The 26,404-nt window shown below is 61.3% G+C and carries 24 protein-coding genes and 1 tRNA gene; 21 read left to right on the plus strand and 4 right to left on the minus strand.

The window, feature by feature from the left end; all coding sequences use genetic code 11:
- The first annotated feature begins 202 nt into the window (after positions 1-202).
- From H281_RS0123410 to H281_RS0123435, 6 genes are all read left to right on the plus strand, one after another.
- Positions 203-1,966, plus strand: a complete 1,764-nt coding sequence (locus H281_RS0123410; protein ID WP_020069569.1) for an acetolactate synthase 3 catalytic subunit — start codon at positions 203-205, stop codon at positions 1,964-1,966.
- Between the two features lie 111 nt (positions 1,967-2,077).
- Entirely contained in the window at positions 2,078-2,569 is a 492-nt protein-coding gene (gene ilvN, locus H281_RS0123415) for an acetolactate synthase small subunit (RefSeq protein WP_020069570.1), read from the plus strand.
- A 112-nt stretch (positions 2,570-2,681) separates the two neighbouring features.
- Positions 2,682-3,698: a ketol-acid reductoisomerase gene (gene ilvC / locus H281_RS0123420; protein ID WP_020069571.1), complete on the plus strand. Its 1,017-nt coding sequence runs from the start codon at positions 2,682-2,684 to the stop codon at positions 3,696-3,698.
- Positions 3,699-3,832: 134 nt separating this feature from the next.
- Positions 3,833-4,471, plus strand: coding sequence for a phosphatidylserine decarboxylase (locus H281_RS0123425; RefSeq protein WP_020069572.1), 639 nt, complete (start codon positions 3,833-3,835; stop codon positions 4,469-4,471).
- Positions 4,472-4,495: 24 nt separating this feature from the next.
- Positions 4,496-5,365: a CDP-diacylglycerol--serine O-phosphatidyltransferase gene (gene pssA / locus H281_RS0123430; RefSeq protein ID WP_020069573.1), complete on the plus strand. Its 870-nt coding sequence runs from the start codon at positions 4,496-4,498 to the stop codon at positions 5,363-5,365.
- 468 nt (positions 5,366-5,833) lie between these two features.
- The gene (locus H281_RS0123435; RefSeq protein WP_020069574.1) at positions 5,834-7,381 is read left to right on the plus strand and encodes a 2-isopropylmalate synthase; all 1,548 of its coding nucleotides are present in this window, start codon (positions 5,834-5,836) and stop codon (positions 7,379-7,381) included.
- A 120-nt stretch (positions 7,382-7,501) separates the two neighbouring features.
- Here H281_RS0123435 and H281_RS0123440 read toward each other — a convergent pair whose 3' ends face one another.
- The 4 genes from H281_RS0123440 to H281_RS0123450 all read right to left on the minus strand — a co-directional run bounded on the left by H281_RS0123440 (position 7,502) and on the right by H281_RS0123450 (position 10,580).
- The gene (locus tag H281_RS0123440; RefSeq protein WP_020069575.1) at positions 7,502-9,082 is read right to left on the minus strand and encodes a SulP family inorganic anion transporter; all 1,581 of its coding nucleotides are present in this window, start codon (positions 9,080-9,082) and stop codon (positions 7,502-7,504) included.
- 76 nt (positions 9,083-9,158) lie between these two features.
- Positions 9,159-9,794: a carbonic anhydrase gene (locus H281_RS0123445; protein WP_027804880.1), complete on the minus strand. Its 636-nt coding sequence runs from the start codon at positions 9,792-9,794 to the stop codon at positions 9,159-9,161.
- Between the two features lie 41 nt (positions 9,795-9,835).
- Positions 9,836-10,057, minus strand: coding sequence for a hypothetical protein (locus tag H281_RS36950; protein WP_164701926.1), 222 nt, complete (start codon positions 10,055-10,057; stop codon positions 9,836-9,838).
- Positions 10,029-10,580: a hypothetical protein gene (locus H281_RS0123450; protein ID WP_020069577.1), complete on the minus strand. Its 552-nt coding sequence runs from the start codon at positions 10,578-10,580 to the stop codon at positions 10,029-10,031. The genes H281_RS36950 and H281_RS0123450 overlap by 29 nt, the downstream gene beginning before the upstream one ends.
- A 185-nt stretch (positions 10,581-10,765) precedes the next feature.
- On the opposite strand from H281_RS0123450, the gene H281_RS0123455 reads away from it, so the two are divergent.
- The 15 genes from H281_RS0123455 to nuoH all read left to right on the plus strand — a co-directional run bounded on the left by H281_RS0123455 (position 10,766) and on the right by nuoH (position 26,401).
- Positions 10,766-12,082, plus strand: a complete 1,317-nt coding sequence (locus H281_RS0123455) for a branched-chain amino acid ABC transporter substrate-binding protein (RefSeq protein ID WP_027804881.1) — start codon at positions 10,766-10,768, stop codon at positions 12,080-12,082.
- A 206-nt stretch (positions 12,083-12,288) separates the two neighbouring features.
- Positions 12,289-12,561, plus strand: a complete 273-nt coding sequence (rpsO, locus tag H281_RS0123460) for a 30S ribosomal protein S15 (RefSeq protein ID WP_006048211.1) — start codon at positions 12,289-12,291, stop codon at positions 12,559-12,561.
- 356 nt (positions 12,562-12,917) lie between these two features.
- Positions 12,918-15,065: a polyribonucleotide nucleotidyltransferase gene (gene pnp, locus H281_RS0123465; protein WP_020069579.1), complete on the plus strand. Its 2,148-nt coding sequence runs from the start codon at positions 12,918-12,920 to the stop codon at positions 15,063-15,065.
- A gap of 234 nt (positions 15,066-15,299) precedes the next feature.
- Complete coding sequence (locus H281_RS0123470; RefSeq protein WP_027804882.1) at positions 15,300-16,316, plus strand: NAD(P)H-quinone oxidoreductase; 1,017 nt, start codon at positions 15,300-15,302, stop codon at positions 16,314-16,316.
- A gap of 198 nt (positions 16,317-16,514) precedes the next feature.
- A complete protein-coding gene (tpiA, locus tag H281_RS0123475) occupies positions 16,515-17,294 on the plus strand; it encodes a triose-phosphate isomerase (RefSeq protein ID WP_027804883.1) in 780 nt (259 codons plus the stop codon).
- A gap of 82 nt (positions 17,295-17,376) precedes the next feature.
- Positions 17,377-17,754, plus strand: a complete 378-nt coding sequence (gene secG, locus H281_RS0123480; RefSeq protein WP_020069582.1) for a preprotein translocase subunit SecG — start codon at positions 17,377-17,379, stop codon at positions 17,752-17,754.
- A 112-nt stretch (positions 17,755-17,866) separates the two neighbouring features.
- Positions 17,867-17,951: transfer RNA gene (locus tag H281_RS0123485), tRNA-Leu, on the plus strand.
- A gap of 160 nt (positions 17,952-18,111) precedes the next feature.
- Positions 18,112-18,471: an NADH-quinone oxidoreductase subunit A gene (locus H281_RS0123490; RefSeq protein ID WP_013339872.1), complete on the plus strand. Its 360-nt coding sequence runs from the start codon at positions 18,112-18,114 to the stop codon at positions 18,469-18,471.
- 63 nt (positions 18,472-18,534) lie between these two features.
- Entirely contained in the window at positions 18,535-19,014 is a 480-nt protein-coding gene (locus H281_RS0123495; protein ID WP_006052903.1) for a NuoB/complex I 20 kDa subunit family protein, read from the plus strand.
- 20 nt (positions 19,015-19,034) lie between these two features.
- Complete coding sequence (locus tag H281_RS0123500; protein ID WP_020069583.1) at positions 19,035-19,637, plus strand: NADH-quinone oxidoreductase subunit C; 603 nt, start codon at positions 19,035-19,037, stop codon at positions 19,635-19,637.
- Positions 19,638-19,646: 9 nt separating this feature from the next.
- Positions 19,647-20,900, plus strand: a complete 1,254-nt coding sequence (locus H281_RS0123505) for an NADH-quinone oxidoreductase subunit D (protein WP_020069584.1) — start codon at positions 19,647-19,649, stop codon at positions 20,898-20,900.
- A gap of 131 nt (positions 20,901-21,031) precedes the next feature.
- Positions 21,032-21,517 (plus strand): NADH-quinone oxidoreductase subunit NuoE, encoded by a 486-nt coding sequence (nuoE, locus tag H281_RS0123510; RefSeq protein WP_006052900.1) that lies wholly within the window; start codon positions 21,032-21,034, stop codon positions 21,515-21,517.
- A complete protein-coding gene (gene nuoF, locus H281_RS0123515; protein WP_020069585.1) occupies positions 21,514-22,842 on the plus strand; it encodes an NADH-quinone oxidoreductase subunit NuoF in 1,329 nt (442 codons plus the stop codon). Before nuoE ends, nuoF begins: the two co-directional genes overlap by 4 nt.
- A 160-nt stretch (positions 22,843-23,002) precedes the next feature.
- Complete coding sequence (gene nuoG, locus H281_RS0123520; protein WP_020069586.1) at positions 23,003-25,336, plus strand: NADH-quinone oxidoreductase subunit NuoG; 2,334 nt, start codon at positions 23,003-23,005, stop codon at positions 25,334-25,336.
- Positions 25,337-26,401 carry an NADH-quinone oxidoreductase subunit NuoH gene (gene nuoH, locus H281_RS0123525; RefSeq protein ID WP_020069587.1) on the plus strand — a complete coding sequence of 355 codons (1,065 nt, stop codon included), beginning with the start codon at positions 25,337-25,339 and terminating at the stop codon, positions 26,399-26,401. It abuts the gene before it with no gap.
- The last annotated feature ends 3 nt before the right edge of the window (positions 26,402-26,404 follow it).

Genomic DNA, 26,404 nt, shown 5'->3' on the forward strand with positions numbered 1-26,404 from the left:
GGACGGGGGTTCGGGCAATATTTGCTTGACCGCGCGGGCGTCTGCCGCTATCGTCGCTGGTTCGCAACATAAGTGACTTGTCTCATTGAGGTGTGGCCCAAGAAGCTCACCTGTCAACTGGACGCGCCGCTTGAACCCGAGCCACAAGCCCGGCAGAGAGCACCCGATCAATTTTTTGCCGAAAATTCGAAAGGTGAATTGAATGAATATGCCCAGCGCGGAATTCTCCACGTCGGATACCACTCCACAACACGAAGCTGACTCTATCGGCGCCACCGTGCTCATGAAGGCACTGGCCGACGAAGACGTCGAATTTGTTTGGGGCTATCCCGGCGGCTCGGTACTCTACATTTACGACGAGCTGTACAAGCAGGACAAGTTTCAGCACATCCTCGTGCGTCACGAGCAGGCCGCGGTTCACGCCGCCGACGCTTATTCGCGTTCCACCGGCAAGGTCGGTGTGTGCCTCGTGACCTCCGGCCCCGGCGTCACCAATGCGGTGACCGGTATCGCCACCGCCTACATGGATTCGATTCCGATGGTCGTGATCAGCGGCCAGGTGCCGACTGCCGCGATCGGCCAGGACGCGTTCCAGGAGTGCGATACGGTCGGCATCACGCGTCCCTGTGTGAAGCACAACTTTCTCGTGAAAGACGTGCGCGATCTCGCCGCGACCGTCAAGAAAGCGTTCTACATTGCCCGTACCGGCCGGCCCGGCCCGGTGCTGATCGACATTCCGAAAGACGTGTCGAAGGCGCCTTGCCAGTACGAGCCGATCAAGACGGTTTCGCTGCGCTCGTATAACCCCGTCACGAAGGGCCACTCCGGTCAGATCCGCAAGGCGGTTTCGCTGCTGCTGTCGGCGAAGCGCCCGTACATCTACACCGGCGGCGGCATCATCCTGGCCGATGCATCGCGCGAACTCAACCAGTTCGCGGATCTTCTCGGCTACCCCATCACGAATACGCTGATGGGTCTGGGCGGCTACCGCGCGAGCGACAAGAAATTTCTCGGCATGCTCGGCATGCATGGCACGTACGAAGCCAACATGGCGATGCAGCACTGCGACGTGCTGATCGCAATCGGCGCGCGCTTCGACGACCGTGTGATCGGCGACCCGGCGCACTTCGCGTCGCGTCCGCGCAAGATCATTCATATCGACATCGATCCGTCTTCCATTTCCAAGCGCGTCAAGGTCGACATTCCGATCGTCGGCGACGTGAAGGAAGTGTTGAAGGAACTGATCGAGCAGCTGCAAACGGCCGAGCATGGCCCGGACACCGCGGCGCTCGCCGACTGGTGGAAGGACATCGAAGCCTGGCGCGCGAAAGACTGCCTGAAGTTCGACCGCAAGAGCGACGTCATCAAGCCGCAGTACGTGGTGGAAAAGGCGTGGGAATTGACCGACGGCAATGCGTTCGTCTGTTCCGACGTCGGCCAGCACCAGATGTGGGCTGCGCAGTTCTATCGCTTCAACAAGCCGCGCCGCTGGATCAATTCGGGCGGCCTCGGCACGATGGGCTTCGGCTTGCCCGCGGCGATGGGCGTAAAGATGGCGCACCCTGACGACGACGTGCTGTGCATCACGGGCGAAGGCTCGATCCAGATGTGCATCCAGGAACTCTCGACCTGCAAGCAGTACGAGACGCCTGTGAAGATCATTTCGCTGAACAACCGCTATCTGGGCATGGTGCGCCAGTGGCAGCAGATCGAATACAGCAAGCGCTATTCGCATTCGTATATGGACGCCTTGCCGGATTTCGTGAAGCTCGCTGAGGCGTACGGCCACGTCGGCATGCGCATCGAGCGCACGGCCGACGTCGAGCCGGCGCTCAAGGAAGCGCTGCGCCTGAAAGATCGCACGGTGTTTCTCGACTTCCAGACCGATCCCACCGAAAACGTCTGGCCAATGGTACAGGCCGGCAAGGGCATCACCGAGATGCTCATGGGTTCGGAAGATCTATAACGACCGTTTCTGACGCCGGCTTCGTCGCGCACGCCTTCACGAAGGGCGAGCGCGGACGAAGCGGCGCGAAACCGCTCGCGTACATCGACAAACATCTGGAAGAAGCGAAACATGAGACACATTATTTCCGTCCTGCTGGAAAACGAACCGGGCGCGTTGTCACGCGTGGTGGGTCTCTTCTCGGCACGCGGCTACAACATCGAAACCTTGACGGTGGCTCCGACCGAAGACCGTTCGCTGTCGCGCATGACCATCGTCTCCATTGGCTCGGACGACGTGATCGAACAGATCACGAAGCATCTGAACCGCCTGATCGAGGTGGTGAAAGTGGTCGACCTTACCGAGGGCGCCCACATCGAGCGCGAGCTGATGCTGATCAAGGTGAGGGCGGTCGGCAAGGAACGTGAGGAGATGAAGCGGATGTCGGATATTTTCCGCGGCCGCATCATCGACGTCACCGAAAAGACCTACACGATCGAACTGACGGGCGCAGCCGACAAGCTCGACGCCTTCATCGAAGGGCTCGACGCCACAGCGATTCTCGAAACGGTCCGCACGGGCAGTTCGGGCATTGGGCGCGGCGAGCGCATTCTGAAGGTGTGACCCGCACCGCTTCGATCCGGCCGGGTGGCGTTCATCACCATCCGGCCTTGCAACACAACATTCGCAGTATCTGAATCTCTCTGAATCATCCGAATTTAGCCAAGGAACCGACATGAAAGTTTTCTACGACAAGGACGCCGATCTCTCCCTCATCAAGGGCAAGCAGGTCACCATCATCGGCTATGGCTCGCAAGGCCATGCGCACGCGCTGAACCTGAAGGAAAGCGGCGTGAACATCACGGTCGGTCTGCGCAAGGGCGGCGCATCGTGGAGCAAGGCTGAGAACGCCGGCCTGCAGGTCAAGGAAGTGGCGGAAGCCGTGAAGGGCGCGGATGTCGTCATGATGCTGCTGCCGGACGAGCAGATCGCCGAAGTCTATGCCAAGGAAGTGCACGGCAACGCCAAGCAAGGCGCGGCACTCGCATTCGCGCACGGCTTCAACGTTCACTACGGTCAGGTGATCCCGCGTGCGGATCTGGACGTGATCATGATCGCGCCCAAGGCGCCCGGCCACACGGTTCGCGGCACCTACACGCAAGGTGGCGGCGTGCCCCACCTGATCGCTGTTGCGCAAGACAAGTCGGGCGCGGCACGTGACATCGCTCTGTCGTACGCGGCAGCGAACGGCGGCGGCCGTGCGGGCATCATCGAAACGAACTTCCGCGAAGAAACCGAAACCGACCTGTTCGGCGAACAGGCCGTGCTGTGCGGCGGTACCGTCGACCTCATCAAGGCCGGTTTCGAAACGCTGGTTGAAGCCGGCTATGCGCCGGAAATGGCGTACTTCGAATGCCTGCACGAACTGAAGCTGATCGTCGACCTGATCTACGAAGGCGGCATCGCGAACATGAACTACTCGATCTCGAACAACGCCGAATACGGCGAGTACGTGACGGGTCCGCGCATCGTGACGGCTGAAACCAAGAAGGCGATGAAGGCCGTGCTGACCGACATTCAGACGGGCGAGTACGCAAAGAGCTTCATCATCGAGAACAAGGCAGGCGCACCGACGCTGCAATCGCGCCGCCGTCTGACAGCCGAGCACCAGATCGAGCAGGTCGGCTCGAAGCTTCGCGCCATGATGCCGTGGATCGCGAAGAACAAGCTGGTCGACCAGTCGAAGAACTAAGAAGTCCGTTTTATCGCCTCATACCGGCGCGGCGCACCGCCGCATGCGCCGGTAATGCAAAAAGCCGCCCGAGGGTGCTGAACCCCGGGCGGCTTTTGCTATCCTACGGTTTTACAAAAATACTGAAGCCACCCATGAATTACCCACATCCGATCATCGCGCGAGAAGGCTGGCCGTTCATCGCCATCGCGGCCGTCGTTGCATTACTGGTTCACGCCTTCGCGGGATTCGGCTTTGCGTGGCTGTTCTGGCTGATCCTGATCTTTATCGTGCAGTTCTTCCGCGATCCGGCGCGCCCGATTCCGACTCAGGCGAATGCCGTGCTATGCCCGGCCGACGGACGCATCGTCGCAGTGGAAACCGCGCATGATCCGTACGCCAATCGCGAAGCGCTGAAAATCAGCGTCTTCATGAACGTGTTCAATGTCCATTCGCAGCGCTCGCCTGTCGACGGTGCGATCTCGAAGGTCGAATATTTCCCCGGCGCTTATCTGAATGCCGCAGTGGAGAAGGCTTCGCTCGAAAACGAACGCAATGCAATCGTGATTGAAATGGCCGGCGGGCAAACGGTTACGTCGGTGCAGATCGCCGGTCTGATCGCGCGGCGCATTCTTTGCTATGTACGTGCTGGCGAGCCGCTTTCGCGCGGCCAGCGCTATGGCTTTATCCGCTTCGGTTCGCGTGTCGATGTGTACCTGCCTGTGGGTAGCCGTCCGCGAGTGTCTATCGGCGAGAAGGTGTCGGCGTCGTCCACGATCCTCGCTGAACTGTAAAGCGGCACAAAGGAGATTGTCCGAATGGCCGCATTCAAACCGCGCCGACCGCGCACCAGTGGACCGTTACCGCGTCCGTTTCGCCGCAACAAGCCGCTCGTTACGGATTCACCAGTGGTGGAGAGTCGCCGCGCGCAGCGTCAGCAATTTCTGAGAAAGCGCGGCATCTATCTGCTGCCGAACGCGTTCACCACGGCGGCGCTCTTCTGCGGCTTCTTTGCAGTCGTCCAGGCAATGAACGTGCGTTTCGAAGTCGCGGCAATCGCGATTTTCGTAGCCATGGTGCTCGACGGCATGGACGGCCGCGTCGCCCGTATGACGCATACGCAAAGCGCATTCGGCGAGCAGTTCGACAGTCTGTCCGACATGGTGTCGTTCGGCGTTGCGCCGGCGCTCGTCATGTATGAGTGGATCCTCAAAGACCTGGGCCGGTGGGGCTGGCTTGCGGCATTCGTCTACTGTTCGGGCGCGGCGTTGCGGCTTGCACGCTTCAACACCAACATCGGCGTGGTCGACAAGCGTTTCTTCCAGGGCATGCCGAGCCCGGCAGCCGCAGCGCTCATCGCGGGCTTCGTGTGGCTTGCCACCGACAACCGCGTGCCGCTCAAGCTCGTCTGGCTGCCGTGGGTCGCTTTTGTGCTGACGATCTACGCGGGCGTGACGATGGTGTCCAACGCGCCGTTCTACAGCGGCAAGGCGCTCGACGTGCGGCATCGCGTGCCGTTCGGCGTCATTCTGCTGGTGGTGGTGGCGTTCGTGCTGGTGTCGTCGGATCCGCCTCTGATGCTGTTCGGCCTGTTCGTGTTGTACGGTCTGTCCGGCTATGTGTTCTGGGGCTACCAGGCGCTCCGCGGCAGAGCAAATCCCGCTCGTTCGGTCGCGCACGACAGATAGTCCGGTGTGCATGCACGCTATGCACGTCCAGTCTGAGAGCTTGCGAAGTATCGAAACGGCGACCTTTGGGTCGCCGTTTTCATTTGCGGACGCCGCTCTCAATCTCGCTCCAACGCGCGCTGCACGGAGGTTTGACGTCAATTGCACGGCGAAGGGAATGCCGCTATAGTCGTTGGATGACTGCGTCCGCGTTGGCTTTCCAGTCGCAGTAAATGCGGCAGGGACGGGGCGGCGCTACGAGCCACGATCGAGCCACCAGGAATCATCAAGACCCACCAAGAGCTACGATCCGGCCGCGCCGCGAACCTCGGCAAGCCGGCGCATCGATTGCGCTGACCGTCGCACTGACCCGGCTGGTGCCCGTTGCGCTTCATCCATGGTCGAGCGTTGCTTGCGGCGCTCACGGCGGCGGCATCCACATTCCAATATCCGATTCCCACAATTGAACGACTCCGCAGGAGACTCGACATGTCCGACAAACTGATCATTTTCGACACCACGCTGCGTGACGGCGAACAATCGCCCGGCGCGTCGATGACGAAAGAAGAAAAAATCCGTATCGCGAAGCAACTCGAACGGATGAAAGTCGACGTGATCGAAGCAGGCTTCGCGGCAAGTTCGAATGGCGACTTCGACTCGATCCAGACAATCGCGGGTCTGATCAAAGAGAGCATGGTGTGCTCGCTCGCCCGGGCGAACGACAAAGATATCCAGCGTGCAGCTGACGCGCTCAAACCCGCTGAGCGTTTCCGCATTCACACGTTTATCGCCACGTCGCCGCTGCACATGGAAAAGAAGCTGCGCATGACGCCGGACCAGGTGTTCGAGCAGGCGAAGCTGGCTGTTCGTTTCGCCCGCAAATTCACCGACGACGTCGAGTTCTCGCCGGAAGACGGCAGCCGCTCGGACATGGACTTCCTGTGCCGCGTGCTGGAGGCGGTGATCGCAGAAGGCGCGACCACCATCAACATCGCGGACACCGTTGGTTACGGCGTGCCCGAACTCTACGGCAACCTCGTGAAGACGCTGCGCGAGCGCATTCCGAACTCGCACAAGGCGGTGTTCTCCGTGCATTGCCATAACGATCTCGGCATGGCGGTGGCGAATTCGCTGGCCGGCGTGCAGATTGGCGGCGCACGTCAGGTCGAGTGCACGATCAACGGTCTCGGCGAGCGTGCGGGCAATACGTCGCTCGAAGAAATCGTGATGGCCGTGAAGACTCGCAAAGACTATTTCGGCCTCGAACTCGGTCTCGATACGACGCAAATCGTCCCGGCTTCGAAGCTCGTATCGCAAATCACCGGTTTTGTCGTACAGCCGAATAAGGCGGTGGTGGGCGCGAACGCATTTGCGCACGCGTCGGGCATTCACCAGGATGGCGTGCTGAAGGCGCGCGACACTTACGAGATCATGCGCGCGGAAGACGTGGGCTGGAGCGCGAACAAGATCGTGCTCGGCAAGTTGTCGGGGCGCAATGCGTTCAAGCAACGTCTGCAGGAGTTGGGCATCGCGCTCGACAGCGAGGCCGAACTGAACACGGCGTTTGCCCGCTTCAAGGAGCTAGCCGATCGCAAGGCGGAGATTTTCGACGAGGACATCATTGCGATCGTCACCGAAGAATCGGCTGAGGCGCAGCAAAAAGAGCACTACAAGTTCCTGTCGCTCTCGCAGCATTCCGAGACCGGCGAACAACCGCATGCAAAGATCGTATTCGCAATGGACGGCAAGGAAATCACCGGCGAGGCGCGCGGCAACGGTCCCGTGGATGCCACGCTCAACGCAATCGAAACGGAAGTCGGCAGCGGCTCCGAGTTGCTGCTTTACTCGGTGAACGCGATCACCACCGGCACTCAGGCGCAGGGCGAAGTGACCGTGCGGCTTTCGAAGAGCGGACGCATCGTGAACGGCGTGGGCACCGATCCGGATATCGTTGCGGCTTCCGCGAAGGCTTATATCTCTGCGCTCAACAAGCTCTATTCGAACGTCGACAAAGTGAATCCGCAGCGTTCCGAATAAGTTCGCGGCAGCGGCTCACGCGCTGCCGTCGCTAGAAAACGATGCCCCGCGCCTTGAGTGGCGCGGGGCATTTTTTATTGCGGCATGCTGGTCTCGCTCGTTCGCCGCAGTCTCCCCACGTTACTCGGTCGCCGTACGTCGCATCGACCAGCCGCGCGCCGCGCGTGCCTGGCCTCGCGCCTGATGCCGCACTTCGACTGCAATGCCGCGGCGCGGCGCATCCTCCACAAACGTATCGAGCAGTTCACGCACATCGTGGTCGACGAAATCGGCGCGCGTCGCATCGACTATCAGTGTCGCGCCGTCGGGAATCTGCTGCAGGTAGTGCTTGAGCGGCACCTTGCCGAGAAACGACACGTCTTTGCGGAACGACAGCAGGTAATGATCGCCGTGTTGCGCAAGCACGATCGGACTGCGCAGGTTCGCATACAGCGCAAGCATCACGCTGCACAGAATGCCGAGCACGATGCCGATCAACAGATCGGTCGCGAGCACGCCGACGAGCGTGACGATGAACGGCGCGAAGGGCGCAAAACCCTGCTTCGCGACCGCGACGAACAGCGACGGCTTGGCGAGCTTGAGTCCCGTGAAGATCAGAATCGCTGCAAGACAGGCGAGCGGAATCAGGTTGATGACGCTCGTCAACGCAAACACGCTGACTAGCAGCAGCACGCCGTGAATGATCGCCGACAGACGGCTTTGTGCGCCTGCATGCACGTTGGTGGAACTGCGCACGATCACCGCCGTAATCGGCAGGCCGCCTATCGCGCCCGCAATCAGATTGCCGACGCCTTGGGCCTTCAGTTCACGATCGGGCGGCGCGGGGCGTCGTTCGGGATCGATCTGCTCGACCGCTTCGAGGCTCAGCAAGGTTTCGAGACTTGCGACGATCGCCAGCGTGATCGCGACGCGCCACACGTCCGGGTTCGCGAGTTGCGCGAAATGCGGCCCGAAGTCGGCCCACTCGAGTGCGACGCTCAACGCCGCGAACGATTCCAGCGACGGTAACGCAACGCGATGCTCGGCGGGCGGCGCGAGCGAAGGCGCGAGCACGTGCAGCAGCAACGTGGCGCCGATACCCAGCAAGACGACCGCGAGCGGCGCTGGGACGATGCGTACCAGCGCAAAGCGGCGCATCGGGCGAGTTTCCCAGCCGATCAGGATTGCTAGAGACAGCAGCGTGATCACGCAGGCCACGAGTGACACCGAGCCGAACGGCGCGACTATCGTGCCGGCAGCTTGCGCGGCGGCAGGCGCGTCGTTTGCCGCTTGTCCGGCGACCAGCCCGAGCGCAAGCGGAAACTGTTTGACGATCAGCAGGACGCCGATCGCGGCCAGCATGCCTTTGATGACCGGCGACGGCACATAGGCGGCGAAACGGCCCGCCTTGAGCATACCGAAACCGAACTGGATCGCGCCGGACAGCAGCACGGCCGCGAGGAACGCAGAAAAGCTTCCGAGCTGCGCGATTCCGTCGACGACGATCACGACGAGACCCGCCGCCGGTCCGCTGACGCTCAGGCGCGAGCCGCTGAGAACCGCGACCACGAGGCCGCCGACGATGCCCGACACGAGTCCGGCAAACGGCTCGACGCCCGACGCATTGGCGATGCCAAGGCAGAGCGGCAGAGCCACGAGGAAAACGACAGTGCCCGCAAGCACGTCGCGCTGAAATGTCGAAAAGAAAGCTCGAAGGTTCATGGTGTCGGTGCTGGAATGAGTGATGCCTGATCGCAGGCGAAGGCTGAACCGGATAGGCCCTGAACGATGCCGCGTATCAGGCGGCGCTATGGGCGGCGGTCTCGCAGGTCATTGCGTCGTCGGCTTCGTAACCGGACGCGAGCACCTTGATGCGCCCGTCTTCGAGCGCAAAGATCCAGCCGTGCACGAGCGGCGCAGTCTCGGCGTCGCGCACGATCGGATTCGCACGAAGCTGGCTGACCTGTTCGAGCACGTTGAGTTCGGCGAGGCGGTCGACGCGCTCGCGCTCGCTTGCGTGTGCGTCGAGTTCATCGCGATGAATCCTGGCGAGTGAACAGAGCGGCGCGATACGGCGATTTACGTGCGGCAGGCCCGGGTCGGGCGGCAACAACGAGGCACGCACGCCGCCGCAACCATAATGTCCGCAGACGATCACATGACCGACCTTGAGCACGCGCACTGCATATTCGAGGACGCTCGCGGAGTTGTCGTCGTCGGGACGGAACAGGTTGGCGATATTGCGGTGTACGAACAGGTCGCCGGGCTCGCAGTGCGTGATGGTTTCGGCCGGCACACGGCTATCGGAGCAGCCGATCCACAGTACGTGCGGATTCTGTCCGCGGACCAGATCGCGGAAAAACTCGGGGTTACGCTCGGCGGTTTCATGCGCCCATGCGACGTTGGCGACGAGAAGGCGTTTGGGACGATTCATCGATAGCGGCTCCATAAAGGGCGCATCGTCCGATGCAGCAATCACGGCTGTGCCGTGTGGTCGCGCTCGTTGTTCCGCAGTCGGACCTGCACCGGATCAATGCTTACAAAAGCCTTTCTATCAAAAAAATAATGGCCTGTGTGTGAAATAAAATTCGTTGCGATGCGAAATAAATAAAAAAAACCGCTCCAGGGAGCGGTTTTGGGAGATGCGCGGGCAGGACGCGCGGCAGGGCTAGAACAAGTTGCGGCGGTCAGGATCATGCAACGGGTCCGGCGTTTTCTGCGTGAGACGCAGCACACCCTGGTCGTCGAAATAGAAGCTGAACATCATGTACCAGTAGTTGTCCTCGAGGTAACGATAGGTCCAGACTTCGCGCTTCATCAGCGGGAAGTAGGACGTCTCCACCGGGCGGCCAAAATTCACCAGCACGTCGCTTCTCGTCCACTTGCCGATCTCCGCGCGATAAAACTCGTTCGGCTGCAGTACCTGGCGGACGTTCAGGATCTTGCCGGAGGCGTCGACGTCCGCGGCGGTGGTCGTTTCGCCCATTGGCTGGGTTGGCCACATCAGCCGCTTGCCGCCGTTGGGCAAATCGTAGCTTTCGCGCGGCGGGCCGAGGCGCGCGACGATGGTCGATTCGTCCGCGCCCGCCAGGTATTGCTGCCAGGGCTGCGCGCAGCCGGCAAGGGCGAGCGCGCTCAGGCACACGAGCGCCGCGCGGCGCACGCGCCCGGCATGCGGCGCCACGATCAGGGCCGCCTGACGGCGATGGCGGTTCAACATGATTCCTCCGATGGCTTTCAATTAGCGTTTTTATCATCAAGACGGATTATTTTGACACGCGCCGCCGCAAAAGAATTGCGATGCGCGCGCGTTTGCCGGTCTGCACGATAACGGTTGCGGCGGCTTGCTTATTCCGTTGTCGGCGCCCTATGATCCGCGCTTCGACGAATCAGACGGAACGGACGATGGCGAAGTGGCAATGGAAGACGGCCGTAGCATTGGCGGCACTATCGGTAACGGTGGCGGTGGCCTGCGCGGCTGCGGCGCAGACGCCGCAACCGACCCAGACACCGGAAGCGGCGCCGGGGTCGACCGGCGCGCCGATCCAGCTGGCGCTGATCGAAGGCATGTCAGGTCCGTTCGCGAACGCCGGCGCGGCAGTGGAGCGCAACTTGCGCTACGGCGTCGAACAGGTGAATGCGCACGGCGGTGTGAAGCTTGCGGACGGCGCTCATCCGCTCGAGCTGGTCGTGCTGGACAGCAAGGGCGGCACCGAAGAGGCGCTGACGCAACTGCGTAGCGCAGCCGACCGTCACATCGGCTATATCCTGCAGGGCAACAGTTCGGCGGTCGCGGCGGCGCTCATCGGCGCGATCGAAAAGCAGAACAGCCGCGAGCCGGGCAACCGCGAGCTATTTCTCAACTATTCCGCCGACGATCCCGCACTGACCAACGCAAATTGCAGTTTCTGGCACTTTCGCTTCGACGCGCATGCGGGTATGCGCATGGACGCGCTTGCCGACGTGATCCAGCGCGACGGGGCGGTGAAGAAGGTGTATCTGCTGAACCAGGATTACAGCTTTGGCCACGACGTGAGCCGTCTCGCGCGTTCGGCGCTGTCGGCGAAGCGCCCGGACATTGCCGTGGTCGGCGACGAGTTCCATCCGATTGGCCGTGTAAAGGATTTTTCACCGTACGTCGCGAAAATCCGTGCGAGCGGCGCGAACGCCGTCATTACCGGCAATTGGGGCAACGACCTGACACTGCTTGTCAAGGCGGCGCGTGAGCAGGGGCTCGACACGAAGTTCTACACGTTCTACGGCAACAGTCTCGGCGCGCCTGCCGCGCTGGGCGACGCGGGCGTCGGGCGGGTGATTGCCGTCGCCGACTGGCATCCGAATGCGGGCGGCGCGGCCTCCGACGCCTGGTACGAGGCATTTCGCGCCCGCTTCCCGGCCGCGCAGGACGACTACCCGGTATTGCGCATGCCGCTGATGATTGAAACCCTCGCCGCGGCGATGAATCGCGCGAAAAGCGCCGATCCCGCGGCGGTCGCGCGGGCGCTCGAAGGCATCCGGTTCGACAACGGCTTCCACCCATCGTGGATGCGCGCGGACGATCATCAACTGATTCAGCCGCTCTACGTGATGGAAATGGACAAGGTCGGCACGCGCGGCGTGCGCTTCGATAACGAGGGCTCCGGCTTCGGTTTCCGCACGGCGCTGGCGTTGCCGGCTGAGCGCACCGTGCCGGCGAGCGTGTGCAAGATGAAGCGACCCTGACCGGTCGATGCCCGCGAGCGGCGTCCTCGTGGTCGCTGTCCGGCGCGGCAGGGCAGGGTTCGCGGCGGGATCGCACTGTGCTACAATACGCGTCCCGTTGCGGTACCGGCTGTCATGCAAGCTGTCTGGCAGCGCTAGTTCGCACGGGTAACCCACGGCACGGCCTTTCTTCCGTGACCGCCTGTCTAGTTCTCAAGGAAATCGACATGTCCGCAGTTGATACAAGCAAGAAGTCCGAAGTCGTTGCGCAATTCGCACGCGCAGCTAACGACACCGGCTCCCCCGAAGTTCAGGTCGCGCTGCTCACGACCCGCATCAACGAACTGACCGTTCACTTCAAGGCACACGCGAAAGATCACCACAGCCGCCGCGGTCTGCTGCGCATGGTGAGCCGCCGCCGTAAGCTGCTCGACTACCTGAAGGGTAAGGACGCGGATCGTTACCGCGCACTGATCGAGAAGCTGGGTCTGCGTAAGTAATCGGCCAGTCGTTCAGCAAGATGCCTGTGTCAGTTCCACTGATACAGGCATTTTGTTTTTGCGCGGTGCGCTTCATGTGGGGCGCACAGCCTGTAGTCCGCCGCGGCGTGCCGGTTCATGCGGCGGGGCAGTAAGCAGTAAAAGCAGTAGAAAGGCAGCAAATACAGAAACATGGCCGGGCTTCAGGGCGGAGCTTTGTGTCATTCCAGCGATTCGCGCGCTTAGTCGACGTAGCAATGCAGACGGCGCAGAGCGTGGCTCTCTGGAATGGCATAACACTACTCTTCCCATGCGGCGCCGGTCCTGGCGTTGCCGCGCCGCTTCTGGTCCGCGCGGCATAACGATGAGGAAAAGCAATGACTATGTTCAGCAAGATCGTCAAAGAATTTAAGTGGGGACAACATAACGTTCGCCTCGAAACCGGCGAGATTGCTCGCCAGGCGAGCGGTGCGGTGATCGTCGACGTCGAAGACACCGTGGTTCTGGCGACCGTGGTTGGCGCCAAGACGGCCAAGCCGGGCCAGGACTTTTTCCCGCTGACCGTCGACTATCTCGAGAAGACCTACGCGGCCGGCAAGATTCCGGGCGGTTTCTTCCGCCGCGAAGGCCGTCCGTCTGAGGGCGAAACGCTGATCTCGCGCCTGATCGACCGCCCGTTGCGTCCGCTTTTCCCGGAAGGCTTCTACAACGAAGTCCAGGTCGTGATCCACGTCCTGTCGCTGAACCCGGAGATCCCCGCTGACATTCCCGCGCTGATCGGCGCGTCGGCGGCGCTCGCCGTGTCCGGTTTGCCGTTCAACGGCCCGGTCGGCGCTGCACGCGTGGCCTACATCAACAACGAATATGTGTTGAACCCGACGCGTCCGCAAATGAAGGAATCGGCGCTCGACCTGATCGTCGCCGGCACGGAACGCGCGGTGTTGATGGTGGAATCGGAAGCGCAGCAACTGAGCGAAGAAGTGATGCTCGGCGGCGTGGTGTTCGGCCATGAGCAGATGCAAATCGCGATCGACGCGATCCACGATCTGGTCCGCGAAGGCGGCAAGCCGGAATGGGATTGGCAACCGGCCGCGAAGAACGAGCCGCTGATCGCGCGCGTGACCGAACTGGCGCAAGCCGAACTGCTCGCCGCTTACCAGATCCGTGACAAGCAGGCGCGTTCGACCAAGCTGAAAGAAATCTACGCAGCAGTTTCCGCGAAGCTGGAGCAAGACGCGTCGGCAAACGGCACCGTGGCGGCCGACAAGGCAACCGTCGGCAACGTGCTGTTCGACATCGAAGCAAAGATCGTCCGTACGCAGATCCTGAACGGCGAACCGCGTATCGACGGCCGCGACACGCGCACCGTGCGCCCGATCGAAATCCGTACCGGCGTGCTGCCGCGTACGCACGGCTCGGCACTGTTCACGCGCGGCGAAACGCAGGCGCTGGTGGTGGCGACGCTCGGCACGAAGGGCGACGAGCAGAACATCGACGCGCTGGAAGGCGAGTATCGCGAACGTTTCATGCTTCACTACAACATGCCTCCGTTCGCGACCGGCGAAACGGGCCGCGTCGGTTCGCCGAAGCGCCGTGAAATCGGTCACGGCCGTCTCGCCAAGCGCGCGCTGGCCGCGTGCCTGCCGAGCGCCGACGAGTTCGGTTACTCGATCCGCGTCGTGTCGGAAATCACGGAATCAAACGGCTCTTCGTCGATGGCTTCGGTGTGCGGCGGCTGCCTCGCGCTGATGGACGCCGGCGTGCCGATGAAGGCGCACGTCGCCGGCATCGCAATGGGCCTGATTCTCGAAGGCAACAAGTTTGCCGTGCTGACCGACATCCTCGGCGACGAAGATCACCTCGGCGACATGGACTTCAAGGTGGCAGGCACCGAACACGGCGTGACCGCACTGCAGATGGACATCAAGATCCAGGGCATCACGAAGGAAATCATGCAGGTCGCCCTCGCGCAAGCGAAGGAAGGCCGTATGCATATCCTGAGCAAGATGACTTCGGCGGTGTCGGGCGCGAACACGCAATTGTCGGAGTTCGCACCGCGCATGATCACCATCAAGATCAATCCGGAAAAGATCCGCGACGTGATCGGCAAGGGCGGTTCGGTGATCCGCGCGCTGACGGAAGAAACCGGCACGACGATCGATATTTCCGACGACGGCGTCGTGACCATCGCGAGCACCAGCAGCGAAGGCATGGCCGAAGCGAAGAAGCGTATCGAGAACATCACGCTTGAAGTCGAAGTGGGTCAGGTGTACGAAGGCACCGTGCTCAAGTTGCTCGATTTCGGCGCGATCGTGAACATCCTGCCGGGCAAGGACGGTCTGCTGCACATCTCCGAAATCGCCAACGAGCGTATCAAGGACATCAACGACTACCTGAAGGATGGCCAGCAAGTGAAGGTCAAGGTCATCCAGACGGACGAAAAGGGTCGTGTGCGTCTGTCGGCAAAGGCGTTGCTGAACGACGGCGCGCCGAGCGCGCCGCAAGGCGAGCCGACGCCGCAGTAAAGCGGTAGCAGCACAACGGCCGGCAGCGCGTATGCGCGCCGGCCGTTTTTCATGATGGGCGCAGGGTGGATTGCCTTGCAGACGAATCGATTCGACAGGTGAATAACCGGGTCGAAGCGGCGGCTTTTTCGGCGGTTCACGCGGCTCGTGCCTGATTGCCGTGATCCGGCGACAATGCAGGGAACGCGGACGAACGCGGGTACGCAACGCAATCCAATCTTGGAGTTGACGCAGATGAAAGCGATCGAAATCACGGAATTCGGAGCGCCGGAAGTTCTCAAGCTCGCGGAGCGGCCCACGCCGCAGCCGAAAGCGGGCGAGGTGCTGATCAAGGTGGCGGCTTTTGGCATCAACCGTCCGGACGTGTTTCAACGCAAGGGCGCCTATGCGCCGCCTCCGGGCGCCTCCGATCTGCCGGGGCTCGAAGTGGCGGGCGAGATCGTCGGCGGCGACATCGACGCGAAGAACAACCCGTTCGGCCTGAAAATCGGCGATCGCGTATGTGCGTTGCTAGCGGGCGGCGGCTACGCCGAGTATGCGACCGCGCCGCTATTGCAATGCTTGCCGGTGCCGAGCGGCCTGTCCGATGTCGAAGCAGCTTCGCTTCCGGAGACTTTTTTTACGGTCTGGAGCAATGTGTTCGATCGCGCGCAGCTCGGCAAGGGCGAGGGCGGCCCGAACGAAACGTTGCTGGTGCAGGGCGGCTCGAGCGGTATCGGCGTCACCGCGATCCAGATTGCCCATGCGCTGGGTTTTCGCGTGTTCGCAACCGCCGGCTCGGACGAAAAGTGTCGTGCGTGCGAGGCATTGGGCGCGGAGCGTGCCATCAACTACAAGACGGAAGACTTCGTCGAAGTCATCAAGTCGCTGACAAACGACCGCGGCGTGGACGTGGTCCTCGACATGGTGGCGGGCAGCTACGTGTCGCGCGAACTTACGGCACTCGCCGACGGCGGGCGCATTGTGCTAATCGCGCTGCTGGGCGGCGCGAAGGCGGAATTGAATTTGAACGAGGTGCTGCGCCGCCGGTTGACGGTGACCGGTTCGACGTTGCGTCCTCGGCCGGTCGAATTTAAGGCGAAAATTGCCGCACAACTCAAGGCGCAGGTGTGGCCGCATCTGGAAGACGGTCGGATCAAGCCGGTGGTGCATCGCGTGTTTCCTGCCGCGCAGGCTGCTGAAGCACATGCGCTGATGGAAAGCAGCACGCACGTCGGCAAAATCGTGCTGACTTGGGGTCAGGACGGTTGATGCTGGCTTACGGGCGGGATTCGGTGCGCACAGGCTTGTTTGACCCGATCTCGCCCACGCAGTAAAATTGCGCGTTTTGCGCACGCTGCATGAATTCGAAAGGCGGGTTGCGAGGTACGCAAACGGTGCGCACAGAGAGTGCACACGAAGCCCGCCCCCAAGGCACCGCAAGCAGACGACAAGGGGCAAGACGAGACGATGTCCACGCAACGAGCGAAACTGGTAGTTGGTAACTGGAAGATGCACGGGTGTCTCGCCGACAACGCGGGGCTGTTGCAGGCGGTGGCGAAGGGTGCCGCAGAACTCCCGGCCGACGTGCGCGTGGGTGTTTGCGTGCCGAGCCCGTACCTCGCGCAAGCGCAGTCGTTGCTGGAAGGCAGCCGGGTGGTGTGGGGCGTGCAGGACATTTCCGCTTTCACGCACGGTGCTTATACCGGTGAGGTGGCTGCGCAAATGGTGGCGGATTTCAGCGCCGCGTTTGCCATCGTCGGGCATTCGGAGCGCCGCGCCTATCATCGCGAAAGCGCCGAGCTGGTCGCCGTAAAGACACAGCGCGCGCTCGAGGCGGGATTGACGCCTATCGTATGCGTCGGCGAAACGCTCGAGGAGCGCGAAGCCGGATCGACCGAGCAGGTAGTCGGCGCGCAGCTCGACGAGGTGCTGGCCAAGCTGTCGGCGGAGGAAGCAGCGCATATCGTGGTTGCGTACGAGCCCGTTTGGGCGATCGGCACCGGCAAGAGCGCGACGTCCGAGCAGGCGCAGGCTGTGCACGCTTTCTTGCGCTCGCGTCTTGCGGCAAAGGGCGCCGGTGTTGCAAACGTGACGCTGCTGTATGGCGGCAGTGTGAAGCCGGACAACGCGGAAGAGTTGTTCAGCCAGCAGGATATCGACGGTGGCCTGATCGGCGGCGCGTCGTTGAAGGACAAGGATTTTCTGGCGATCTGCAAGGCGGCGGCTGCAACGACAGCCGCGACTTAGGTGGATTGCTGTAGTCGAGGATGACCCATTCCGGGGTCTCGCAGCCTGCGGGGCCCGGCTAATAAAGACTCAGGTGAGTGTAATGCTGTATTTGAAAACATTGATTATCGTCGTTCAGCTGTTGTCGGCGCTCGGGGTCATCGGCCTCGTGTTGCTGCAGCACGGCAAAGGCGCCGATATGGGCGCGGCTTTTGGTAGTGGAGCGTCGGGCAGCCTGTTCGGTGCCACCGGGTCCGCAAACTTTTTGTCGCGGACAACCGCAGTGCTCGCGGCGGTGTTTTTTGTAACTACGTTGACGCTGACCTATCTCGGTGCGTATCGCGCAAAGCCTTCTGCAGGCGTGCTCGGCGCAACGGCTACGGCACCGGTTGTGGCTTCTGCCGCTTCCGCGCCGGCTGGTGGTTCGGGTGCGTTGGCGGCATCGGCTGCGTCCGTGCCTGCTACCGACGTGCCGAAATAAATTTTCGTAGAAAGTGGTTTTGTGCGTTGAACAAACTGTTTAGAGCAGTTACAATCTAAGTCTTGAAGCGATTCGCGGGTTTTATAAGTTGTTTTCCCGGATTGCATACAGTGCCGACGTGGTGAAATTGGTAGACACGCTATCTTGAGGGGGTAGTGGCGAAAGCTGTGCGAGTTCGAGTCTCGCCGTCGGCACCAAATGTTATCTAATGCCAGCCGCTTGCTTCGCTTCGGCTGGCATTTTCACTTCTGGCGCACGGATTGCGCTCAATCCGTGACATGTACGTCTCAGAAGTGATTTCGCGTCAGGGGTGCTATGCTCCTGACGGCACTCAGAACCAACCGATTGAGGATAGTCTTGAACCTCGCAGCCTATTTCCCCGTCTTGTTGTTCCTCGTTGTGGGCACCGGTTTAGGCGTAGCACTGGTCAGTATTGGCAAGATCCTCGGTCCCAACAAGCCCGACACCGAGAAGAACGCACCGTACGAGTGCGGCTTCGAAGCATTCGAAGATGCGCGCATGAAGTTCGACGTGCGCTACTACCTCGTCGCCATTCTCTTCATCATTTTCGACCTTGAAACCGCGTTCCTGTTCCCGTGGGGCGTCGCCCTGCGCGACATCGGCTGGCCCGGTTTCATGGCGATGATGATTTTCCTGCTCGAATTCCTGCTGGGCTTCGCCTATATCTGGAAGAAGGGCGGCCTCGACTGGGAATGATGGTTTAATCGCCGGTTTGCGTGGGTGGCCAAGGCTTGCCGCCCCGTCTGGAGTGGAAAGCAAATGAGTATCGAAGGGGTCTTGAAGGAAGGGTTTGTCACCACAACGGCTGACAAACTAATCAACTGGACGCGTACCGGCTCCCTGTGGCCGATGACGTTCGGTCTTGCATGCTGCGCGGTCGAGATGATGCATGCGGGCGCTGCCCGTTATGACCTCGACCGCTTTGGCGTGGTGTTTCGTCCGAGTCCGCGTCAGTCGGACGTGATGATCGTCGCCGGCACGCTTTGCAACAAAATGGCGCCGGCTCTGCGCAAGGTGTACGACCAGATGGCCGAGCCGCGTTGGGTGATTTCGATGGGCTCGTGCGCGAACGGCGGCGGCTATTACCACTACTCGTATTCGGTAGTGCGTGGCTGCGATCGCATCGTGCCCGTCGACGTCTACGTACCGGGCTGCCCGCCAACAGCGGAAGCGCTGGTGTACGGCGTGATCCAGTTGCAGGCCAAGATTCGCCGCACTAACACAATCGCCCGTCAATAAGGCAACGCCTCCCCCACAATATGGCAAGCAAACTCGAGACCCTGAAAGCGAACCTCGAGGCGGCATTTGGCGGCCTCCTGCTGAGCACCACCGAGGCAATCGGTGAGTTGACGATCGTCGTGAAAGCAAGCGACTACCTCAACGTGGCAACGCGTCTGCGCGACGACCGCTCGCTCGGTTTCGAGCAGATGATGGACCTGTGCGGCGTCGACTATCAAACCTATGCTGACGGCGCTTATGACGGTCCGCGTTTCGCGGCCGTTCTGCAGTTGTTGTCGGTGCAGAACAACTGGCGCGTGCGGCTTCGTGTGTTCGCGCCCGACGACGAAATGCCCATCCTGCCATCGGTGGTCGACGTCTGGAATTCGGCTAACTGGTACGAGCGCGAGGCATTCGACCTGTACGGCATCGTCTTCGAAGGCCATCCGGATCTGCGCCGCATTCTGACCGACTACGGTTTCATTGGTCACCCGTTCCGCAAAGATTTCCCTGTCTCCGGGTACGTCGAAATGCGTTACGACCCGGAAGAAAAGCGCGTCGTCTATCAGCCTGTGACGATCGAGCCGCGGGAAATCACGCCGCGCGTGATCCGCGAAGATCGCTATGGCGGTCTGAAACACTAAGAGAACGCCATGGCAGAGATCAAGAACTACACGCTCAATTTCGGTCCTCAGCACCCGGCAGCGCACGGCGTGCTGCGTCTCGTGCTGGAACTCGACGGCGAAGTCATCCAGCGCGCCGATCCGCACATCGGCCTGCTGCATCGCGCGACTGAAAAGCTCGCCGAAACGAAAACGTTCATTCAGTCGGTGCCGTACATGGACCGTCTCGACTATGTGTCGATGATGGTCAACGAGCACGGCTATGTAATGGCAATCGAAAAGCTGCTTGGCATCGACGTGCCGGTACGTGCTCAATACATCCGCGTGATGTTCGATGAAGTCACGCGCGTGTTGAACCACCTTATGTGGATCGGCGCACACGCGCTCGACGTCGGCGCAATGGCAGTGTTTCTGTATGCGTTCCGCGAGCGTGAAGATCTGATGGACGTGTACGAAGCAGTGTCCGGCGCACGGATGCACGCGGCTTACTATCGTCCGGGCGGTGTCTATCGCGATCTGCCGGACGCCATGCCGCAGTACAAGGCGTCGAAGATTCGCAATGCGAAGGCATTGTCTAAGATGAACGAGAACCGTCAAGGTTCGTTGCTCGACTTCATCGACGATTTCTTCACGCGTTTTCCGAAGTGCGTCGACGAATACGAAACGCTGCTCACCGACAACCGGATCTGGAAACAGCGTCTGGTCGGCATTGGCGTGGTCAGCCCGGAGCGCGCCCTGCAAATGGGTATGTCCGGTGCAATGCTGCGCGGTTCGGGCATCGAATGGGATTTGCGCAAGAAGCAGCCGTACGAAGTCTATGAAAAGCTCGATTTCGACATTCCCGTCGGCGTGAACGGCGACTGTTACGACCGCTATCTGGTTCGCGTCGAAGAAATGCGCCAGTCCACGCGAATCGTGAAACAGTGCATTGAGTGGCTACGCAAGAATCCGGGCCCTGTGATGATCGACAATCACAAGGTTGCTCCGCCGTCGCGCGTGGGCATGAAGTCGAACATGGAAGAACTGATTCACCACTTCAAGCTGTTTACGGAAGGCTTCCACGTACCGGAAGGCGAGGCTTACGCCGCCGTCGAACACCCGAAGGGCGAGTTCGGTATCTACCTGGTGTCGGACGGCGCGAACAAGCCGTATCGCCTGAAGATCCGCGCACCCGGCTACGCGCATCTGTCCGCGCTCGACGAAATGGCGCGCGGTCACATGATCGCCGACGCCGTAACGATCATCGGCACGCAGGATATCGTGTTCGGCGAAGTAGATCGCTAGGACGTAATCATCGGTGCGCGCCTTCAGGAAGTTCCGAAGGCGCGCGTCAAGCAAGGAACGCCGGGTCTGTCGCAGCACGAAGTGAGCGACAGGTTTTCGTTCGGTAGGAATTGAAAGAGTCGTGTCTGAAAATGATCTCAGCTGAAGGCCTGAAAGAAATCGATCGTGCGATCGCGAAGTATCCCGCCGATCAGAAACAGTCCGCCGTAATGTCGGCGTTGGCCACTGCTCAGGAAGAGCATGGCTGGCTGTCGCCCGAACTCATGCAGTTCGTCGCGGACTATCTCGGCATGCCGGCAGTCGCCGTGCAGGAGGTGGCAACCTTCTACACGATGTACGAGACGTCGCCGGTCGGCAAGCACAAGATCACGCTCTGCACGAACCTGCCGTGTCAACTCGGCCCGGACGGCGGCTCCGACAGCGCCGCTGAATATCTGAAGCAGAAGCTCGGCATCGACTTCGGCGAAACCACGGCGGACGGCAAATTTACCTTGAAAGAAGGTGAGTGCATGGGGTCGTGCGGCGACGCGCCGGTGATGCTGGTGAACAACCATCGCATGTGCAGCTTCATGAGCCGCGAGAAGATCGACCAGCTGCTCGAGGAACTTTCGAAATGACGTCTTTACACGATCGTCACATCAAACCGCTGATTCTCGCTGGCCTGAACGGCGACAACTGGCATCTCGAAGACTATGTGGCGCGCGGCGGTTACGCCCAGCTGCGTCGCATTCTGGAAGAAAAGATTCCGCCCGAGCAGGTGATCGCCGACGTCAAGGCGTCGGGTCTGCGCGGCCGCGGCGGTGCGGGTTTCCCCACCGGCCTGAAGTGGAGCTTCATGCCGCGTCAGTTTCCGGGCCAGAAGTACCTGGTCTGCAATTCGGACGAAGGCGAGCCGGGTACGTTCAAAGACCGTGACATCCTGCGCTTCAATCCGCATTCGCTGATCGAAGGCATGGCCATCGGCGCATACGCGATGGGCATCACGGTCGGCTACAACTACATCCACGGCGAAATCTGGGAAGTCTACAAACGCTTCGAAGAAGCGCTGGACGAAGCTCGCCGCGCCGGTTTCCTCGGCGAGAACATCATGGGTTCGGGCTTCTCGTTCGAACTGCATGCGCACCACGGTTACGGCGCCTATATCTGCGGCGAAGAAACCGCGTTGCTCGAGTCGCTGGAAGGTAAGAAAGGCCAGCCGCGCTTCAAGCCGCCGTTCCCGGCGAGCTTTGGCGTGTACGGCAAGCCGACCACGATCAACAACACCGAGACATTCGCGGCTGTGCCGTTCCTGCTCGCGATCGGGCCGCAGAATTATCTGGAAATCGGCAAGCCGAACAACGGCGGCACGAAGATCTTCTCGATCTCGGGCGACGTCGAGCGTCCGGGCAACTATGAAGTTCCTCTCGGCACGCCGTTCGCGACGCTCATGGAGCTCGCTGGTGGCATGCGCGGCGGCAGGAAGATCAAGGCTGTGATTCCTGGCGGTTCGTCGGCGCCGGTGATCCCGGGCGACGTCATGATGCAGACCGACCTGGACTACGATTCCATCGCCAAGGCCGGCTCGATGCTCGGCTCGGGCGCGGTCATCGTGATGGACGAGACGCGCTGCATGGTGCGTTCGCTGCTGCGTTTGTCGTACTTCTACTACGAAGAGTCGTGTGGTCAATGCACGCCTTGCCGTGAGGGCACGGGCTGGCTGTACCGCGTCGTGCATCGTATCGAGCACGGCCTCGGCCGTCCGGAAGATCTGGATCTGCTGAACTCGGTTGCGGAAAACATCATGGGCCGCACGATTTGCGCGCTCGGCGATGCAGCGGCCATGCCGGTGCGCGGCATGCTCAAGCATTACTGGGACGAATTCGAATATCACGTCGCTCACAAGCATTGCCTCGTCGGCGGTCATGCGGGCGCCGCGGCGGCTGCGGAAACAGTGGCTGCCTGAGCGGGCGCTAAGCGACCCCGGTCAGCGACCGGACAAGCGGTCCATAAGAACGCTGCACAGGTACGTACCAGAACACGTCAACCACGGGATTTCATTGCCTGAACGGGCGATGAACGGGGCGAACGATTGAGCGGTAACAGGTTAAGGAAGATTGACCATCATGGTTGAACTTGAAATAGACGGCAAGAAAGTAGAAGTGCCTGAAGGCAGCATGGTGATCCAGGCTGCGCATAAGGTCGACACGTACATTCCTCACTTCTGCTATCACAAGAAGCTGTCGATTGCGGCCAACTGCCGGATGTGTCTCGTCGATGTCGAGAAAATGCCGAAGGCCGTGCCCGCATGCGCGACGCCGGTGTCGGCCGGCATGATCGTGCGCACCAAGTCGGACAAGGCGGTGAAGGGCCAGCAAGCCGTGATGGAATTCCTGCTGATCAACCACCCGCTGGATTGCCCGATCTGCGATCAGGGCGGCGAGTGCCAGTTGCAGGATCTCGCGGTGGGCTACGGCAAGTCGTCGTCGCGTTATAGCGAAGAAAAGCGTGTCGTGTTCCACAAGAACGTCGGCCCGCTGATCTCGATGGAAGAAATGTCGCGTTGCATTCACTGCACGCGCTGCGTGCGCTTCGGACAGGAAGTGGCCGGCGTGATGGAACTCGGCATGCTGGGCCGCGGCGAACATTCGGAAATCACGTCGTTCGTCGGCAAGACGGTCGACTCCGAACTGTCGGGCAACATGATCGACCTGTGCCCGGTCGGCGCGCTGACCAGCAAGCCGTTCCGCTACAGCGCACGTACGTGGGAACTGTCGCGCCGCAGGTCGGTGAGTCCGCATGATTCGGTCGGCGCGAACCTCGTGGTGCAAGTGAAGAACAATCGCGTGATGCGTGTTCTGCCGTTCGAAAACGAAGCGATCAACGAATGCTGGATTTCGGACAAGGACCGCTTCTCGTACGAAGGCCTGAATAGCCCGGAACGTCTGACGCAGCCGATGCTGAAGCAGGGCGGCAAGTGGGTCGAAACCGACTGGCAGACCGCGCTCGACTACGTGGTGAAGGGTCTGAAGGGCATCAAGGGCGACCACGGCGCGAACGCGCTGGCCGCGCTCGGCAGCGCCCATAGCACGGTCGAAGAACTGTTCCTGCTGAAGCAGCTCGCTCAAGCGGTCGGCACGCCTAACGTCGACTTCCGCCTGCGTCAGTCGGATTTCTCGGCTCCGGTCAGCGGCACGCCGTGGCTCGGCACCGCGATTGCGGATCTGTCGAACATCGACTCGGCTCTGGTGATCGGCTCCGATCTGCGTCGCGATCATCCTCTGTTCGCCGCACGCCTGCGTCAGGCCGCAAAGGGCGGCGCGAAGCTTACGCTGGTCCAGGCAACGGGCGACGACGCGCTGATTCCGCAAGGTCAACGCCTGTCCGCAGCGCCGTCGGCGTGGCTCGATACGCTGGCTGGCATTGCATCGGCGGTCTCGCAAGCGAACGGTACAGCGCTGCCTGAAGCTTTCTCGAGCGCACAGGCTACGGACTCGGACAAGGAAGTCGCGAAATCGCTCGCAACCGGCGAACGCCGTCTCGTGCTGCTCGGCAACGGCGCGGTGCGTCATCCGGATTTCGCGGTCATTCATGCTGCCGCCCAATGGATCGCGGACGCAACCGGCGCCACGCTCGGTTTCATGACGGAAGCTGCCAATACGGTTGGTGCGCATCTGGTGAACGCATTGCCGGGGGAGGGCGGTCTGAACGCTCGCGAAGTGTTCGAACAGCCGCGCAAGGGCTATCTGCTGCTGAACGTCGAACCGGAATTCGATACAGCGAATCCGGCTCAGGCTTTGGCGGCGCTCAAGCAAGCTGAAATGGTTGTCGTGATGTCGCCGTTCCAGACCGGCGCGGAATACGCCGACGTGCTGCTGCCGATCGCGCCGTTCACGGAAACGGCCGGCACGTTCGTCAACGCTGAAGGTACGGTGCAGTCGTTCAACGGCGTAGTGCGCCCGCTCGGCGACACGCGCCCGGCATGGAAGGTGTTGCGCGTGTTGGGTAGCCTGCTGGGCGTGCCCGGCTTTGAATACGACACGGCGGAAGAAGTTCGCCAGGCCGCTCTCGGCGACGGCGAACTGCAGTCGCGTCTGTCGAACAGAACCGGCGTGGCAGTTGCGCGCGGCAAGACGGCTAAGGCGGCGGAAGGCAAGTTCGAGCGAATCGCCGATGTGCCGATCTATCACGCCGACGCGCTCGTCCGTCGCGCGGAGTCGCTGCATCTGACCGCCGCGGCGCGTGCCGCGAACAACGTCGGCCTGCCGGCTGCGCTGTTCGACAAACTGGGTTTGAAAGAAGGCGACGCGGTTCGCGTGCGCCAGGGCGAGCAATCGGTGCAGTTGCCGGCCGTGCGCGACGCGAATCTTGCGGAGACGGTCGTCCGCGTATCGGCGGCTACGCCTGCCGGTGCAGCGCTGGGCAGCCTGTTCGGTGAACTGGTGGTGGAGAAGGCGTAAATGAGCTTGTTCGATACGATCAACTCGGGCGGCACCCAGCTTCTCGGTGTGGCATGGCCCACGGTGTGGGCACTGGTGCGCATCCTTGTGGTGGCCGTCGTGATCCTGCTGTGCGTGGCTTACCTGATTCTGTGGGAGCGTAAGCTGATCGGCTGGATGCACGTGCGTCTCGGCCCGAACCGCGTCGGCCCGGCGGGTCTCCTGCAGCCTATCGCCGACGTGCTGAAGCTGTTGCTGAAAGAAGTGATTCAGCCTGCTCAGGCAAGCCGCTGGATTTACCTCATCGCGCCGATCATGGTGGTGGTGCCGGCCTTCGCGGTCTGGGCGGTCATTCCGTTCCAGGCGGGCGCGGTGCTCGGCGACATCAACGCGGGTCTGCTGTATGCGATCGCGATTTCGTCGATCGGCGTGTACGGCGTGATTCTGGCCGGCTGGGCGTCGAATTCGAAATATGCGTTCCTCGGCGCGATGCGTGCCGCGGCGCAAATGGTCTCCTACGAAATTTCAATGGGCTTCGCGTTGGTCGTCGTCCTGATGACGGCGGGCACGCTGAACCTGTCGGGCATCGTCAATTCGCAGGAGCAGGGCTTCTTTGCATCGCACGGCCTGAACTTCCTGTCGTGGAACTGGCTGCCGCTGCTGCCCATGTTCGTGGTGTACTTCATCTCGGGCATTGCCGAAACGAACCGTCACCCGTTCGACGTGGTGGAAGGGGAGTCGGAAATCGTCGCGGGCCACATGATCGATTACTCGGGGATGGCGTTTGCGCTGTTCTTCCTCGCCGAGTACATCAACATGATCGTGATCTCGGCATTGGCGTCGACACTGTTCCTCGGGGGCTGGAGCGCACCGTTCGGGTTCCTGTCGTTTATCCCCGGCATCTTCTGGCTCGTCCTCAAGGTCTTCCTGTTGTTGTCGGTGTTCATCTGGGCGCGTGCCACATTCCCGCGTTACCGCTATGACCAGATCATGCGTCTCGGCTGGAAGATTTTCATTCCGGTTTGCGTGGTATGGCTGGTGGTGGTCGGCTTCTGGATTATGTCGCCGTGGAATATCTGGAAATAAAGG

Origin of the sequence: Paraburkholderia caledonica, assembly GCF_000383275.1 — a bacterium.
Classification (GTDB): domain Bacteria; phylum Pseudomonadota; class Gammaproteobacteria; order Burkholderiales; family Burkholderiaceae; genus Paraburkholderia; species Paraburkholderia caledonica.